The organism is Actinomycetes bacterium (assembly GCA_036510875.1).
Taxonomy (GTDB): domain Bacteria; phylum Actinomycetota; class Actinomycetes; order Prado026; family Prado026; genus DATCDE01.
Map to the genome: position 1 here is coordinate 1 of DATCDE010000259.1, position 14,815 is coordinate 14,815.

Genomic DNA, 14,815 nt, shown 5'->3' on the forward strand with positions numbered 1-14,815 from the left:
CGTCGTGCTGGTCGCGGTGTTCGCCCCGCTCGGCGTCCGCAAGTACCGCCGCTACAGCCGCAGCTGACCCAGCAGGGTTCGACCTTCTCAGGCAGTGCCCGCGGCTGCGTGCGGATCTCCAACGTGCGGCAGGTGGTCAGCCGCCGAACGGCTGGGCGTCGAGGATGCGCACCCGCATCTGCTTGCCGTTGGGCAGCGAGTAGTCCGCCTCCGAGCCGACGGTCCCGTCGAGCACGGCGCCGCCCAAGGGGGACTGCGCGGAGTAGACCTCGATGTCGACGTCCCCGGCCTGCTCGCGGGAGCCGAGCAGGAACTGCTCCTTCTCGCCGTCCAGAGCGCCGCCGACGAACTCGACGCTGACGACCATGCCGGCCTTGACGGTGCCGTCTGCGGCCGGCGCCTCGCCGACCTGGGCGGTCTCCAGGAGGTGCCGCAGCTGCTTGATGCGGGCCTCCATCTTGCCCTGCTCCTCCTTGGCGGCGTGGTAGCCGCCGTTCTCCTTGAGGTCACCCTCCTCGCGTGCTGCCTCGATCTTCTTGGAGATGGAGGTACGGCCCTCGCCGGCGAGCTGCTCATACTCGCTCTTGAGCCGGTCGTAGGCATCCTGGGTCAGCCAGGTCGTCACGGCAGCACTCCTCGCGGTTTCGTGCAGGGGAAAACTCCAGGATACCGACAGATGCGGGGGAGCGTCAGTTCGTCAGCCGGCAGGAGTCGACCAGGGCGACGATCGCCCGCTCCGTCGTCACCAGGCTCACCGAGGTCTCGGTCTGCGCCCGTCCGGCCGGGATGGTCACGTCCAGGCTGCCGACCACGTCGGTGTAGCGGTTCTTGGCCACGACCCGGCACACCGCTGTCGAGGCGGCGTCCTTGGCCACGGTGAAGCGGACGTCGACCTGCGCCGCGGAGACCACCCGGTAGGACAGCAGGGTGGCGCTGGCCCCCGGCTGGGCGGCCTGGGTCCAGGAGAAGACCACGGCGACGCCGGCGACCAGCAGCGCCAGCCCGACCAGGACGAGCGCCACCCGGGCGCCGCGGGACAGCCCGGCCCGCCGTCCGTACCGGTGCGCCAGCAGCTGGGGGTCGCTCACCGCTCCAGTCTCCCCCACGCTCGGGCTACCCTGGACGGCGATGTCCACCCCTGCCGAGCCGCTGCGGCTCCTTGCTGTGCACGCCCACCCCGACGACGAGTCGAGCAAGGGCGCGGCCACCATGGCCCGCTACGTCCGCGAGGGCGTCGAGGTCCTGGTCGCCACCTGCACCGGCGGCGAACGCGGCGACGTCCTCAACCCGGCACTGGCCGATGACGCGGCCGTGGTTGCCGACCTGCCCGCCGTCCGGCGCCGGGAGATGGCCCTGGCGCAGCGGATTCTCGGCGTGCGGCACGCCTGGCTGGGCTTTGTCGACTCCGGGCTGCCCGAGGGCGACCCGCTGCCGCCGCTTCCTGACGGCTGCTTCGCCCTGGTGCCGCCGGCCGAGGCGGCCGAGCCGCTGGTCCGGCTGGTGCGCGAGTTCCGGCCGCACGTCATAGTGACCTATGACGAGAACGGCGGATATCCGCACCCGGACCACATCAAGACCCACGAGGTCTCGGTGGAGGCGTTCGAGGCGGCCGGCGACGCCGACCGGTACCCGGGCACCGGCGAGCCGTGGCAGCCGCTCAAGCTCTACTACCACGTGAACTTCCACAAGGAGCGGCTGGTCGCGCTGCACGAGGCAGCGCTGGACGCCGGGCTGGAGTCGCCGTACGCCGACTGGCTGGCCAGCTGGAAGGACAAGCCAGGCGACCAGGGCCGGGTGACCACGAGGGTGCACTGCGCCGGCTACTTCGACGTGCGCGACGACGCGCTGCGGGCGCACGCCACCCAGGTCGACCCGGCGGGACGCTGGTTCGGGGTGCCGCAACACCTGCAGCAGGCCGCCTGGCCGACCGAGGACTACCAGCTCGCGCGTAGCCTGGTCGACGGTCCGGTGCCGGAGGACGACCTGTTCGCCGGGATCCGGGACTCGGTAGGGAGCCCTCGATGATCCAGCTGGCCCTGTGGCCGCTCACGACGGACTTCACCGACGGCACGCTGCCCGCTCCGGGGTGGCTCGGGTTCGGTCTGGTGATCGCGCTCGGCGTCGCCCTGGTGCTCCTCATCCGGTCGATGAACAAGCAGCTGCGCCGCATCCCGCCGTCCTTCGACGAGCCGGTCCCGACGCCCAGCGACCCCCCGGCGCCGCCCGCCTCATGACGGCGGCAGCACCATCCTGGCCATCAGCCGGCTGAGCTCCTCGGCCGGGTCGTCGGTGACCCCGGTGTGCACCGGTGACGGCTGCACGACCGTGCTGCGCGGCGCGGTGAGCCACCGGAACCGCTCACCGGCCGGGCGGGCGGCGTTCGCCCCGGCCTGCGGGTCCCCGGCGCACAGCGCGCGCAGCGACTCCAGGTGCCCGCGGACGGCGGCGACGTCGAGATCGGGGTCGAGCGCCAGAGCGCGCTGCTCGTCGAAGTGGACGGCGGCGCCGAGGAACTCCAGCGGCCGGCTGTAGACGACCACCCCGACGTTGAGGAACTCCCCGCGCTCGACCCGGGGGACGACGCGCAGCGCGGCCCACTCATACGGCTGCCGCACGGGCCACCTCCACCTCGGGCAGCCAGGACTGCGGCTGCTGGGCGCGGGCGAGCAGAACATCGGCGTAGGCCCGCCGCACGGCGGCCGCGTCGTCGAAGCCGTCGGCCTCCAGCCACGGGTCCGGCACCATCGCCAGCACCTGCTCGAGCAGGGCGCGGGTGACCCGGGGGGCCAGGGCCGCGTGCGCCGCCTCCAGCGGCCCGGCCGTCCCGAGCAGCACGTGGTCGGCGGCGCCGCGGTAGGCGCGCTGGCCGGCGTCCACGGCGGTGGGCCAGCTGTGGTGGAAGTACAGCGCCGCGCCGTGGTCGATCAGCCACATCCGCCCGTGCCAGCGCAGCAGGTTCGGGTTGCGCCAGGAGCGGTCCACGTTGAGGACCAGGGCGTCGAACCACACGACCTGGGCGGCCAGGACCGGCTCGACGTCGTCCACGACGGGGTCGAAGCCGAGCGAGCCGGGCAGGTAGTCCATGCCCAGGTTTAGCCCGGCGCTGGACCGCAGCAGGTCCTGCACCTCCTGGTCGGGCTCGGCCGGAGCCAGCGCGGGGTCGAGGTCGACCAGCACGAGCTCGGGCACCGGCAGCCCCAGCGCACGGCCCAGCTCGCCCACGATGATCTCGGCGGCGAGGGCCTTGGGGCCCTGCCCGGCCCCACGGAACTTCACCACGTAGGTGCCCAGGTCGTCGGCCTCCAGCAGGCCGGGCAGCGAGCCGCCCTCACGCAGCGGCAGCACGTACCGCGTGGCGGAGACCCGGGGAAGCGCGGTGATCACGGTCCCCCACGCTATCGGCCCGCCGGGGGGCGGGTGGGACGGCGGTGCAGCGACAGGGCCACCAGGACCGGGCCGCCGCGCCGCACTCGGGGCACCGGACGCCCCCGACGCGCACGACCCGCCACCGCCGCTCGGGCAGCCCATGGTCAGCGTGGACGCCGAGAGCCGACCGACCCGCACCAGGTGCTCGACCGCGGCGTCCACGACGTCCCGGGGCAGCCCGGTCATCGTGGCGACGTCGTCCAGGGTCGAGGCCCCGCCGCTGAACGCGTCGAGCACCGCCCGCAGCGGCGACCCGCTCATGACAGCACCCTGCCCACCTGGAACACGGCCACCGCGAGCGACCAGGCCAGCGTCAGCTGCATGGCCACGCCGAACACCGTCCAGCGAAGCCCGATCTCCCTCTTCTGCGCGGCCAGCGTGGCCACCACCAGCACGTACACCGTCAGCCGAGCGCTGCACGAGGTGAACGGCACGAGCAGCGCCGTGAGCGGCCGGTGCCGCGCGTCCGGCAGCGCCATGTACCCGGAGTCCTCGAGCAGCGCCAGCAGCGCCAGCATCAGCGCGATCAGCGGTACGAACGTCAGCAGCATGCCGATGCCGGCGACCAGGCCGTAGACGAGCAGCCCCTCCACCCACGAGCCGCCGAGGCCGACCGCCGAGAACAGCGCGCGGAACCCTGCCGACAGTGGGCCCGAGACGAGCGAGTCGAGGGCGCCCTGGATCGGCGCTGCGACGCTGGTCGCCACCAGGAAAACCAGCCACATGACCGCGAGGAAGACCACCGGGCCGATCACCGGCGAGGTGACCACCCGGTCGATGCGGTCCGACCAGGTGACGCGCGCCGCGTCGTCCTGCTCGGTGGCGGCCGCGACGGCCGCGGCGATCCAGCCGAACCGGGTGTCCGCCTCGGCCAGGCCGGTCGGGTCGTCCTCGTCGCGGGGGGCCTTGGAGAGCGGCTCGGGCGCGGGTGCCTCGACGGCGTCGTGGACGGCGGTAGCGAGCAGGTGGACGTCGCGGCGGCGGGGGTCTAGCGCGACTACCGGGGCGCCGACGGCCGCGGCCAGCCGGTCGGCGTCGCTGCGGATGCCGCGGCGCTCGCCGATGTCGGGACATGGTGAACGCGAGGACCGGCCGCTGCGGCTGCTCGCGCAGCTGGGCCAGCAGGTACAGCCCGCGGGACGGGTGGGCGGCCGAGGCCACCACGACGACGAGGTCGGGGCGCTCGTCCGCGGGCGGCTCGACGAGCAGCGTCCGGGTGAGCTCCTCGTCCGGCGACATCGGGTCCAGGCTTTAGGCGCCCGGCAGGTCGACCAGCCCGACCTTGCCCAGGCCGGGCACGGCCCAGGTGCCGCGGCCGACCGCGACCGTGCTGCCCGGCCAGTTGCCGACGTCGCGGCGGGCGCCGGTCAGCGCGTTGAACAGGGTGGACTTGCCGACGTTGGGGCTGCCGGCCAGCGCGACGATGGGCACCCCAGTGGCCAGGGCGGGGCCGGCGGCCTCGCTGTGGCAGGACGGCACCGCCGCCTTGGGCCGGTGGCCGCTCACGGGGTGCCGTCCACGGCCGTGGCGTCGTCCACGACCGGTTCGTCGACGACCGGCAGCGCGCGCAGGGTGGCCCGGCCGACGGCGATCCGGTCGGCGCCGATCCCGAGCAGCCGACCGCCCCCGGCGCTGCGCTGCAGCACGTGGACCCGCTGGCCGGCCCGTAGGCCCAGCTCGGCCAGCCGGCGGGCCCGGGCCGGGGGACCTCGGGGGCTGCGAGCAGAACGGTGCACCCGCTGGGAACGCCGTCCAGGGTCACGCAGGCACCCTACCGGACAGATTAGGCATGCCTAACCTAACCCTTGCCAGGAGCGGAGCTGGTCGTCAGGCGGGCTGGACGTGGTAGACGACGGTCTGCACGCGGATCATGCCGTCCGCGAAGATGAACGTGTCGATGCCGTCATCGACCTTGCGGCCGCCGCCGGTGGCCTTCCACTCCAGGTACAGCACGTCGTCGGCGAACACCGTCTCGAGCTCCCAGGCGGCCTGAGGGACGTCGCTCAGCAGCTGGATGAAGACCTGTCGGGCGCCGTCCTTGCCGCGGTAGACCTTCTTCTGGACGACGAGGATCGCGTCCTCGGCGTAGTCGGCGACGATCTCCTCGAGGTCCTCGGCGCCGAGCGACTGGCCGTGGTGGGCGAAGATCTCTTCCGGGGTACGGGTCATGGGATGCCCTCTCATCAGTGGGAGACCTCGATTCTTCGCCCGTCGCCGGGCCCGGACAAGGTCCAACAGCCCTGGCGTCCGCCCGCCACGTCGTGCTTGGCTCGCCGCACCGGGGCGCGCCGTCCAGCTGGCCGCCCCCTCGACGAGGAGGCGTCATGAAGGCAGTCCGGCTGCACCGCTACGAGCTGCGCCCGGTCGTCGAGGAGGTCCCCGAGCCCACGGTCACGGGGCCGTTCGACGTCATCGTGCGCATCGGCGGCGCCGGGCTGTGCCGCACCGACCTGCACATCGTCGAGGGCCAGTGGGAGCCGAAGACCCACGTACCGCTGCCGTACACGCTCGGCCACGAGAACGCCGGCTGGGTGCACGCGGTCGGCTCGGCCGTGGAGCACCTGCAGGTGGGGGACGCCGTGATCCTGCACCCGCTGGTCACCTGCGGCTTCTGCCGGGCCTGCCGGGCCGGGGACGACGTCCACTGCGAGCGCAGCCTGTTCCCCGGCATCGACACCGACGGCGGCATGGCCGAGCTGATCCGCACCTCGGCCAGGTCGGTGGTCAAGCTGGCGCCGGGTGTCGAGCCGGCCGCGGTGGCCGCGCTGGCCGACGCCGGGCTCACCGCCTACCACGCGGTGAAGAAGGCGCTGCCGCTGCTGTTCCCCGGGTCGACCTGCGTGGTGATGGGCGCCGGCGGGTTGGGGCACATCGGCATCCAGTGCCTGCGGGCCATGAGTGCCACCCGCATCGTCGTCCTCGACCCGAACGAGGAGGCGCTGGCCCTGACCCGGGACTGGGGCGCCGACGAAAGGGTGCTGGTCGACGGCCACCACGTGGACCGGGTGCTCGAGCTGACCGACGGCCACGGGGCCGAGGTCGTGCTCGACTTCGTGGGCGAGCGGGGCGCCGAGCGGGACAGCTGGACCATGACCCGCCGGGCCGGCAGCCACTACGTGATCGGGTACGGCGGGACCATCGAGGTCCCGGCCATCGACGTGATCTCCACTGAGCGCAACGTGGTCGGCAACCTGGTCGGCAGCTACAACGACCTGGTGGAGCTGATGGCGCTCAACGCCGACGGCCGCGTGGTCATGCACACCCAGACCTATCCGTTGGACGCCGTCAACGAGGCCATGGACGACCTGGACGCCGGTCGGCTGCGCGGCCGCGGCATCCTCGTCCCCTGACCCCCACCCTCCGCGCTGGGGGGAGGGGGACCTTCGGCCCTGGGGAATGATTGTTTCGCACCGCCTAATCGGAGGGTGTTTCTCGAAGAGCGGATCCTGGTGCCGGTGCCTGCGGACGACGCGCAGGAACGGCTGCTCGCCCACCTGCGCGGCGACCACGACCTGCAGGTGGCCTCGGCCGGTGCGTTCACCGACGGCCGGAGGGTCCTGATGCGTGCCGGTACCGCCGGCCTCACCAAGCAGGTCCAGGTCCGGGTCCTCGACCCGTACGAGCGGCCGGACGCCACGATCATCCCGCTGCGCTGGGTCGCCACCGGCCCGGCCGGCGGCCTGTTCCCGCAGCTGGACGCCAACATCGAGCTCAGCTCGGTGGACCGCCACCAGACCCAGCTGGCGCTCGTCGGCAGCTACCGGCCGCCGTTCGGCGAGGTCGGGGCCAGCCTGGACCGGCTGCTGCTCAACCAGGCGGCCAGGGCCACCTTCCGCTCGATGCTGCGCCGGCTGCGCGCCATCCTGCTCGAGCCCGACCCGTCCGTCGCTGCCGCGACCGCCGGACCAGCGTCGGAGGCGAACCCCGCGGAGGCCTGACCGGCGGAGGTGCCGGGAGGTGTGGGCCGGTACCCGGGGCGGGCAGGATGAGTGCTCCCGCATCCGAAACCTCCCAGAGGGGCACCTCGTGCCGAACCGGCTGGCCAGCTCGACGAGCCCGTACCTGCTGCAGCACCAGGACAACCCGGTGGACTGGCAGGAATGGGGACCGGAGGCCTTCGAGGAGGCCCGGCGGCGCGGTGTCCCCGTGCTGCTGTCGGTCGGCTACGCCGCCTGCCACTGGTGCCACGTCATGGCGCACGAGTCGTTCGAGGACGAGACCACCGCAGCGCTCATGAACGAGCACTTTGTCTCCATCAAGGTGGACCGCGAGGAGCGCCCCGACGTCGACGCCGTGTACATGGACGCCGTCCAGTCGATGACCGGCCGGGGCGGCTGGCCGATGACCATGTTCCTCACCCCGGACGCACAGCCGTTCTACGCGGGCACCTACTTCCCACCCCAGCCGCGGCACGGCCTGCCGTCGTTCAGCCAGGTGCTCAGCTCGGTGGCGCAGACCTGGGCCGAACGCCGCGGCGACGTGCTCGAGGCCGCCGCCGGCATCGCCCAGCGGCTGGCCACAGCCCGGCACCCCGACGCCGACGCGGCGGCCGCCCCGCCGGACGCCGACGACCTCGACGCCGCCATGCACGCCCTGGCCGGCCAGTTCGACCACGCCCGCGCGGGGTTCGGCGGTGCGCCCAAGTTCCCGCCGTCCATGACCCTCGAGCAGCTGGTGCGCCACCATGCGCGCACGGGCGACGCACGGGCGCTCGGCATGGCCGGCGAGACCTTCGAGGCGATGGCCCGCGGCGGGCTCTACGACCAGCTCGGCGGCGGCTTCGCCCGCTACTCCACGGATGCGGCCTGGGTGGTGCCGCACTTCGAGAAGATGTTGTACGACAACGCCTTGCTGCTGCGTGCGTACACCGGCTGGTGGCGGGCGACCGGCTCGCCGCTGGCCGCGCGGGTGGTCGAGGAGACGGCCGGTTTCCTGCTGCGCGACCTGCGCACCGAGCAGGGCGGGTTCGCCTCGGCCATGGACGCCGACAGCGAGGGCGTCGAGGGCCGCTACTTCGTGTGGACACCGCAGCAGCTGGTCGCCGTCCTCGGTCCGGACGACGGAGCGTGGGCCGCCCAGCTGCTCGAGGTCACCGCGGCCGGGACCTTCGAGCACGGTGCCTCGGTGCTGCAGCTGCCCAAGGACCCAGATGACGAGCAGCGGTGGTCCCGGGTCAGGGCGGCGCTGGCCGTTGCCCGCGCCCAGCGGGTGGCCCCGGCCCGCGACGACAAGGTGGTCGCCGCCTGGAACGGCCTGGCGATCGCGGCACTGGCCGACGCGGGCGCCGCGTTCGACCGGCCCGAGTGGGTGGCCGCTGCTGAGGCGGCCGCTGACCTGGTCGTGAGCGTCCACCTCGGCGCCGATGGGCGCACCGACCGGGTGGTGCGGGTCTCCCGGGACGGCACGGCCGGGCGGCACGCCGGCGTGCTGGAGGACCAGGCCGACGTCGCCGAGGGCTTCCTCGCGCTGCTCGCGGCCACCGGGGACGACACCTGGCTGCGGCTATCCCGGGTGCTGCTCGACGGGGTTCTCGCGCACTTCGCGGACGGCGTCGGCGGCTTCTACGACACCGCGGACGACGCCGAGGTGCTGCTGCGGCGTCCGCAGGACCCGACCGACAACGCCACGCCGTCCGGCCAGGCCGCGGCGGCCGGGGCGCTGCTGCGCTACGCCGCCTACACCGGCTCGGGCGAGCACCGGGTGGCCGCCGAGCGGGCCCTGGCGCCCTACGCCAGCCTGGCCCGGCGATACCCGCGGTTCGCCGGGTGGGGCCTCGCGGTGGCCGAGGCGGCCCTGGACGGCCCGCGGGAGGTCGCCATCGTGGGGCCGTCCGGCGACCCGACTACGGCGGCACTGCTTCGGACGGCCGCCCGCGGCACCGCACCGGGGCTCGTGGTGGCGGTCGGCGACCCGACCGAGCCGTCCGGGGTGCCGCTGCTGCGGCAGCGCCCGCTGGTGGACGGTCAGCCGGCTGCCTACGTGTGTCGCGGTTTCTTCTGCGACGCCCCCACCACCGAGCCTGCAGTGCTGGCTCGGGCGGTTGGTGCGCTGCGCTGACCCGCGCAGCGCTTGAATGGAGGCATGACCAGTCCTGAGCTCGCGGCCGAGGCGGTCCCCAACGGCATCGTCGTGGGGCACGACGGCTCGGCCTCGGCGGACCGTGCGCTGGCGTGGGCCGTCGAGGAGGCCCGGCTGCGCGGCTGCCGCGTGCACGTCGTCCGGGCCTGGTCGATCACGCATGCGCCGCGCCCGGCCGACGTGCCGTCGGGCATCGTGCCGCCCATCGACGCCTATGAGGAGGCGGTGCGCGAGGAGCTGGCGACCGACGTCCGCAGGGCAGTGGGCGCCGACGCGGGGGTGCCCCTGGAGCTGCACCCGGTCTACGCGCGGGCGGACGAGGCGCTGGTCGCGGCGTCCGGGCGGGCCGAGCTGCTCGTGGTCGGCTCCCGCGGTCGCGGTGGGGTGACCGGGCTGCTGCTGGGCTCGACCAGCGAGCACGTGGTGCGGCACGCCGACTGTGCGGTCGTGGTGCTGCGCGGCTGACCCCTTGACAGCACGTGTAACGGTGTAATCATTGTTGCATGACTAACGACGAGACGATCCGCGGCTGGCTGACCGGCCGGCTGCCCGATGACTGGTTCGACGGGGCGCCCGAGGTCACGGTCGACCGCGAGGAGATCCTCGTGGTGGGTGCGGTGCTCGCGCCGGCCGTGGCCGAAGGCGCGTCAGCGGCGGAGCGGGCAGCGGCGGTGGCCGGCCGGGTCCGCGAGTTCCGCGAGCGCACCCGCGACCAGCGGATGCGGATCGCCCAGGAGCTGCAGCAGCTGGCCGGGCGGACCGTCTCCTGGGGCGTGACCGTGGACGGGCAGCGTGAGCTGTTCACCACCGCGTCGGTGCCGGTCATGACCCGGCTGCGCCAGCCGGAGCGGCAGGTGCTCGACACCCTGGTGGACGCCGGGGTGGCCCGCTCCCGATCCGACGCCCTGGCCTGGTGCGTGCGGCTGGTCGGCCGCAACGCCGACGCGTGGCTGGCCGACCTCCGCACGGCGATGGAGGAGGTCGCCCGGGTCCGCGCGGCCGGCCCGTCGTGACCGCCCTCCAGGGGCGGGTTCAGCGGCCGTAGACGACGAGCGACACCGCGATGTACTGGCAGAGGTAGGCGGCCACCACGAGGGTGTGGAACACCTCGTGGAAGCCGAACCAGGCCGGGTAGGGGTCTGGCCGCTTGGTCCCGTAGACCATGGCGCCCAGGGTGTAGAGCAGCCCGCCGACGGCGATCAGGGTGAGGACGGCGATGCCTCCAGCCCGGGTGATCTGCGGCAGGAACGCGACCGCGACCCACCCGAGCGCCACGTACGTCGGCACCACCAGCCAGCGGGGCGCGTGCGGCCACAGCACCCGGAAGGCGACCCCGAACGCGGCTCCGACCCAGACGATCCACAGCAGCGCCGCACGGCTGCCGCCGTTGAGGAGCAGCACCGCGAACGGTGTGTAGGTGCCCGCGATGATCAAGAAGATGTTGGCGTGGTCGAACCGCTTGAGCAGCCCCTTGGTTCGCGGCGACCAGTTCCCCCGGTGGTAGATCGCGCTGACCGTGAACAGCAGCACCGTGGTCACCGCGTAGATCGTCGAGGCGACGACCTCCGCGGCCCCGTCCGACAAGGCAATGAGCACGATCCCGCCCACCAGGGCGACCGGAATGGTGAACGCATGCAGCCAGCCGCGCAGCTTCGGCTTGACGGCCTCCGGGACGTGCCCCGCCGCCCGCTCGAATGCGTTGCCCAGGCCCTGCTCGACGGACTCCTCCAGCCGCTCGGGCAGGCTGCCGTGGTCGGTCGACCGGCTGGGGCCGGGCTCGGTGCTCACGGCGTCCACGATAACCTACGGTCCCGTAACTTACTAGCCGGTAGATTCACAAGACCGCCGCCCGGCTGATCGGCAGCGAAGCGGCCCGAGGGTAGGCTCCGGCCGGGACGTAGACCGAAAGATGAGGCGCGGCCATGGGCCTGTCCGACCTGGTGTACGGCGTCTATGAGCGCCGGCTGGCGTCGTCGTTGCCGGCGGACGGGATGCCGCGCCACGTCGGCGTGATCCTGGACGGCAACCGTCGCTGGGCCAAGACGGCGGGCACCACGAGCGCTGGTGGCTGGCGCGCCGGCGGGGACAAGATCGTGGAGTTCCTCGGCTGGTGCGAGGAGGTCCACGTCGAGGTGGTCACCCTGTGGCTGCTGTCCACCAACAACCTGTCCCGGCCAGAGTCCGAGCTCACCCCGCTGCTCGCGATCATCGAGGACACCGTCCGTGGGTTGGCCGACGCCGGCCGTTGGCGGGTGCACCCGGTGGGCGCGCTCGACCTGCTGCCCGACGCCACCTCGGCCGTGCTCAAGGACGCCGCCGCCCGGACCGCGAACGTCGAGGGACTGCTGGTCAACGTGGCCGTCGGCTACGGCGGCCGGCAGGAGATCGCCGACGCCGTCCGAGCGCTGCTCACCGAGCAGGCCGGACGGGGCACCTCGATCGAGGAGCTGGCCGAGATCCTGGAGTCCGGGCACATCGCCGAGCACCTGTACACCAAGGGCCAGCCGGACCCCGACCTGGTCATCCGCACCTCGGGGGAGCAGCGGCTGTCCGGCTTCCTGATGTGGCAGAGCGCACACTCGGAGTTCTACTTCTGCGAGGCCTACTGGCCGGACTTCCGCAAGGTGGACTTCCTGCGGGCGCTGCGCTCCTACACGGTGCGCCAGCGCCGCTTCGGCAGCTGACCGGACGCCTTCCGGCTGACGCGCCCCCCGGCGTGGCGCCCCCGGCCGCGGCGCGGCTGGCCGTACCGTCGCCCCCACGGGACGGCGTCCGGCCGACCCGCACGGGAGGCCCACACACCGCATGGCAGTCGACACGACGGTCACCGCGATGAGGGGGCCGGCACCCGGCCCTCGGGCCCGGTCCCGGTCCCGGTGCGAGACCTGAACCGCCCGGCGAAGGTGCGCGCCGAGTGGTGGAGATGCGAACCGTGGCTGCTTCCACCCGCCGCCGCTCCGCGGCCGGCCGCCGTACCTACGTGCTCGACACCAGCGTCCTGCTCTCGGACCCTTTGGCGCCGTTGCGCTTCGCCGAGCACGAGGTCGTCCTCCCTGTCGTCGTGATCAGCGAGCTGGAGGCCAAGCGCTCGCATCCCGAGCTCGGCTACTTCGCCCGCAGCGCGCTGCGGCTGCTGGACGACCTGCGGGTCAGTCACGGCCGGCTGGACGAGCCGGTGTCGCTGGGGGACGAGGGCGGCTCGCTGCGGGTGGAGCTCAACCACAGCGACCCGCTCGTGCTGCCGGCCGGCCTCCGGCTGGCGGACGACGACAGCCGGATCCTTGCGGTGGCCCGAAACCTGCAGGCCGAGGGCCACGACGTGACCCTGGTGTCCAAGGACCTGCCGATGCGGGTCAAGGCCTCCGCCGTGGGGCTGGCCGCCGAGGAGTACCGCGCCGAGCTGGCCGTGGACTCCGGCTGGACCGGCATGGACGAGCTCGAGGTGGCCGGCGAGATGGTCGACCAGCTCTACGCCAACGACCGGCTGGACCTCCCCGAGGCCCGCGATCTGCCGTGCCACACCGGGGTGGTCCTCATCTCCGAGCGTGGCAGCGCCCTGGGCCGGGTGACCGCCGACAAGCAGGTCCGGCTGGTCCGCGGCGACCGGGAGGCGTTCGGCCTGCACGGCCGCAGCGCGGAGCAGCGGGTGGCGCTCGACCTGCTGCTGGACCCGGAGATCGGCATCGTGTCGATGGGTGGCCGGGCCGGCACCGGCAAGTCCGCGCTTGCCCTGTGCGCGGGGCTCGAGGCCGTGCTCGAGCGCCGGCAGCACCGCAAGGTCATCGTGTTCCGGCCGCTGTACGCCGTCGGTGGCCAGGATCTCGGCTACCTGCCCGGCAGCGAGTCGGAGAAGATGAACCCTTGGGCGCAGGCGGTGTTCGACACGCTGGGCGCGCTCACCACCCCCGCCGTCGTCGACGAGATCGTCGACCGCGGCATGCTCGAGGTGCTGCCGCTCACCCACATCCGGGGCCGGTCGCTGCACGACGCCTTCGTCATCGTCGACGAGGCACAGTCGTTGGAGCGCAACGTGTTGCTCACCGTGCTGTCCCGCATCGGTCAGGGCTCGAGGGTAGTGCTCACCCATGACGTCGCGCAGCGGGACAACCTGCGGGTGGGCCGGCACGACGGGGTGGTGGCCGTGGTCGAGAAGCTCAAGGGCCACCCGCTGTTCGCGCACATCACGCTGACCCGCAGCGAACGCTCGCCGATCGCGGCGCTGGTGACCGAGATGCTGGAGGAACTTCCGCTCTGAAACACTACTGCTACGCTGCGTAGCCATCCGGGGGTGCACTGAGGGTGAGATGACGCACACGGCGCGCGATCTGAACACGCCGTGTGACGTTTGGCACCCGTCCTCGAGTTGCCAGAGCGGTCCGCGGTCCTCCAAGCTGGAACCTGTCAGACCCCGCGTGCGGATGCTTCGAGTCTCGAGTTTCCGCTCAGCGCACCGCCGTCAGGTAGCGCCGCACGCCGTCCTGGGTGACATCACCGGCCCTCCTGCCGGTGACCGGGGCCGAGGCCCCCGCTGTGCGGGCGGGCCGGAGTCAGGGGTGAAGCTCGTGTGCCGCGGTTGCGCGGCGCGCGAAGCACCGGAGGGAACGCACGATGGACCGGACCTCGATCCGGGGAGTCGGCGCGACATCGCGACGCCCGAAGCACCGCAAGGCAGGTTCTCTGGACCGGGTCCCGGTCCGGGGCGTTGGCGTGGCCGCGGCACTGGTCGCGGCCGCCGGCATGGCGGTCAGCGCCAGCACGGCCGTCGCTGAACCACCCGGCCACGCGTCAGTCACCTCGGGCGCAACACTGCTCGCGGACCGGGCCGAGCTGGGTCAGGTCCGGGTGCTGGCCGCATCGGTGCAGTCCGCCCAGGACGCCGCCGCGCGGTTAGCGGCGGCCAAGGCAGCCGCTGCCAAGGCGGCTGCGGACAAGGCGGCTGCGGACAAGGCGGCCGCCGACGCCCGTGCCGCCGCTGCTGCGGCCGCCAGCCGGGCGCTGGTCCGGACGTCGTACGGCGGCAGTGCGGGCGCCCTGGGCCAGCAGCTGGCCGCGGCGCGGGGGTGGACCGGCAGCCAGTGGGTCTGCCTCAACAACCTGTGGACGAGCGAGAGCAACTGGCGGGTGACCGCCCACAACTCCAGCACCGGTGCCTACGGAATCCCCCAGGCGCTGCCGGGATCCAAGATGGGGCCGGGCTGGCAGACCAACGCCGAGACCCAGATCAGCTGGGGGCTGAGCTACATCGGCAGCCGGTACGGCAGCCCCTGCAACGCCTGGTCGTTCTTCACCAACCACAACTGGTACTGAGCCG

At 73.2% G+C, this 14,815-nt stretch carries 19 protein-coding genes; 10 read left to right on the plus strand and 9 right to left on the minus strand.

The genetic code is table 11. From position 1 onward, the window contains the following. Positions 1-136: 136 nt before the first annotated feature. The gene (gene greA / locus VIM19_15120; GenBank protein HEY5186194.1) at positions 137-625 is read right to left on the minus strand and encodes a transcription elongation factor GreA; all 489 of its coding nucleotides are present in this window, start codon (positions 623-625) and stop codon (positions 137-139) included. A gap of 64 nt (positions 626-689) precedes the next feature. Next, complete coding sequence (locus VIM19_15125) at positions 690-1,088, minus strand: DUF4307 domain-containing protein (GenBank protein ID HEY5186195.1); 399 nt, start codon at positions 1,086-1,088, stop codon at positions 690-692. Between the two features lie 40 nt (positions 1,089-1,128). On the opposite strand from VIM19_15125, the gene mca reads away from it, so the two are divergent. Then, positions 1,129-2,025, plus strand: a complete 897-nt coding sequence (gene mca / locus VIM19_15130) for a mycothiol conjugate amidase Mca (GenBank protein ID HEY5186196.1) — start codon at positions 1,129-1,131, stop codon at positions 2,023-2,025. Continuing rightward, a complete protein-coding gene (locus tag VIM19_15135; GenBank protein ID HEY5186197.1) occupies positions 2,022-2,234 on the plus strand; it encodes a hypothetical protein in 213 nt (70 codons plus the stop codon). Before mca ends, VIM19_15135 begins: the two co-directional genes overlap by 4 nt. On the opposite strand, the gene VIM19_15140 is transcribed toward VIM19_15135, so the two are convergent. The 6 genes from VIM19_15140 to VIM19_15165 form a co-directional block, all read right to left on the minus strand. Beyond that, a complete protein-coding gene (locus VIM19_15140; protein HEY5186198.1) occupies positions 2,229-2,615 on the minus strand; it encodes a DUF3037 domain-containing protein in 387 nt (128 codons plus the stop codon). The genes VIM19_15135 and VIM19_15140 overlap by 6 nt on opposite strands. Continuing rightward, positions 2,599-3,384, minus strand: coding sequence for a HipA family kinase (locus VIM19_15145; protein ID HEY5186199.1), 786 nt, complete (start codon positions 3,382-3,384; stop codon positions 2,599-2,601). Before VIM19_15145 ends, VIM19_15140 begins: the two co-directional genes overlap by 17 nt. A 299-nt stretch (positions 3,385-3,683) precedes the next feature. After that, positions 3,684-4,196, minus strand: coding sequence for a hypothetical protein (locus VIM19_15150; GenBank protein ID HEY5186200.1), 513 nt, complete (start codon positions 4,194-4,196; stop codon positions 3,684-3,686). Between the two features lie 481 nt (positions 4,197-4,677). After that, positions 4,678-4,932: a FeoB small GTPase domain-containing protein gene (locus VIM19_15155; GenBank protein ID HEY5186201.1), complete on the minus strand. Its 255-nt coding sequence runs from the start codon at positions 4,930-4,932 to the stop codon at positions 4,678-4,680. Continuing rightward, positions 4,929-5,162 (minus strand): ferrous iron transport protein A, encoded by a 234-nt coding sequence (locus VIM19_15160; GenBank protein HEY5186202.1) that lies wholly within the window; start codon positions 5,160-5,162, stop codon positions 4,929-4,931. The genes VIM19_15155 and VIM19_15160 overlap by 4 nt, the downstream gene beginning before the upstream one ends. A gap of 91 nt (positions 5,163-5,253) precedes the next feature. Beyond that, positions 5,254-5,595: a nuclear transport factor 2 family protein gene (locus VIM19_15165; protein HEY5186203.1), complete on the minus strand. Its 342-nt coding sequence runs from the start codon at positions 5,593-5,595 to the stop codon at positions 5,254-5,256. 155 nt (positions 5,596-5,750) lie between these two features. Here VIM19_15165 and VIM19_15170 point away from each other — a divergent pair, with 155 nt between their 5' ends. From VIM19_15170 to VIM19_15190, 5 genes are all read left to right on the plus strand, one after another. Next, positions 5,751-6,776 carry an NAD(P)-dependent alcohol dehydrogenase gene (locus tag VIM19_15170; GenBank protein ID HEY5186204.1) on the plus strand — a complete coding sequence of 342 codons (1,026 nt, stop codon included), beginning with the start codon at positions 5,751-5,753 and terminating at the stop codon, positions 6,774-6,776. Between the two features lie 75 nt (positions 6,777-6,851). After that, complete coding sequence (locus VIM19_15175) at positions 6,852-7,364, plus strand: hypothetical protein (GenBank protein HEY5186205.1); 513 nt, start codon at positions 6,852-6,854, stop codon at positions 7,362-7,364. A gap of 88 nt (positions 7,365-7,452) precedes the next feature. Next, complete coding sequence (locus VIM19_15180) at positions 7,453-9,483, plus strand: thioredoxin domain-containing protein (protein ID HEY5186206.1); 2,031 nt, start codon at positions 7,453-7,455, stop codon at positions 9,481-9,483. Positions 9,484-9,507: 24 nt separating this feature from the next. Further along, positions 9,508-9,969, plus strand: coding sequence for a universal stress protein (locus VIM19_15185; GenBank protein HEY5186207.1), 462 nt, complete (start codon positions 9,508-9,510; stop codon positions 9,967-9,969). Between the two features lie 38 nt (positions 9,970-10,007). After that, positions 10,008-10,517, plus strand: a complete 510-nt coding sequence (locus tag VIM19_15190) for a hypothetical protein (protein ID HEY5186208.1) — start codon at positions 10,008-10,010, stop codon at positions 10,515-10,517. Between the two features lie 19 nt (positions 10,518-10,536). Here VIM19_15190 and VIM19_15195 read toward each other — a convergent pair whose 3' ends face one another. Next, entirely contained in the window at positions 10,537-11,211 is a 675-nt protein-coding gene (locus tag VIM19_15195; protein HEY5186209.1) for a hemolysin III family protein, read from the minus strand. 215 nt (positions 11,212-11,426) lie between these two features. Between VIM19_15195 and VIM19_15200 the strand changes: the two genes are divergently transcribed. The 3 genes from VIM19_15200 to VIM19_15210 all read left to right on the plus strand — a co-directional run bounded on the left by VIM19_15200 (position 11,427) and on the right by VIM19_15210 (position 14,811). Further along, positions 11,427-12,188, plus strand: coding sequence for an isoprenyl transferase (locus tag VIM19_15200; protein ID HEY5186210.1), 762 nt, complete (start codon positions 11,427-11,429; stop codon positions 12,186-12,188). Positions 12,189-12,427: 239 nt separating this feature from the next. Further along, complete coding sequence (locus VIM19_15205; GenBank protein ID HEY5186211.1) at positions 12,428-13,759, plus strand: PhoH family protein; 1,332 nt, start codon at positions 12,428-12,430, stop codon at positions 13,757-13,759. 452 nt (positions 13,760-14,211) lie between these two features. Then, positions 14,212-14,811, plus strand: coding sequence for a lytic transglycosylase domain-containing protein (locus VIM19_15210; GenBank protein HEY5186212.1), 600 nt, complete (start codon positions 14,212-14,214; stop codon positions 14,809-14,811). The last annotated feature ends 4 nt before the right edge of the window (positions 14,812-14,815 follow it).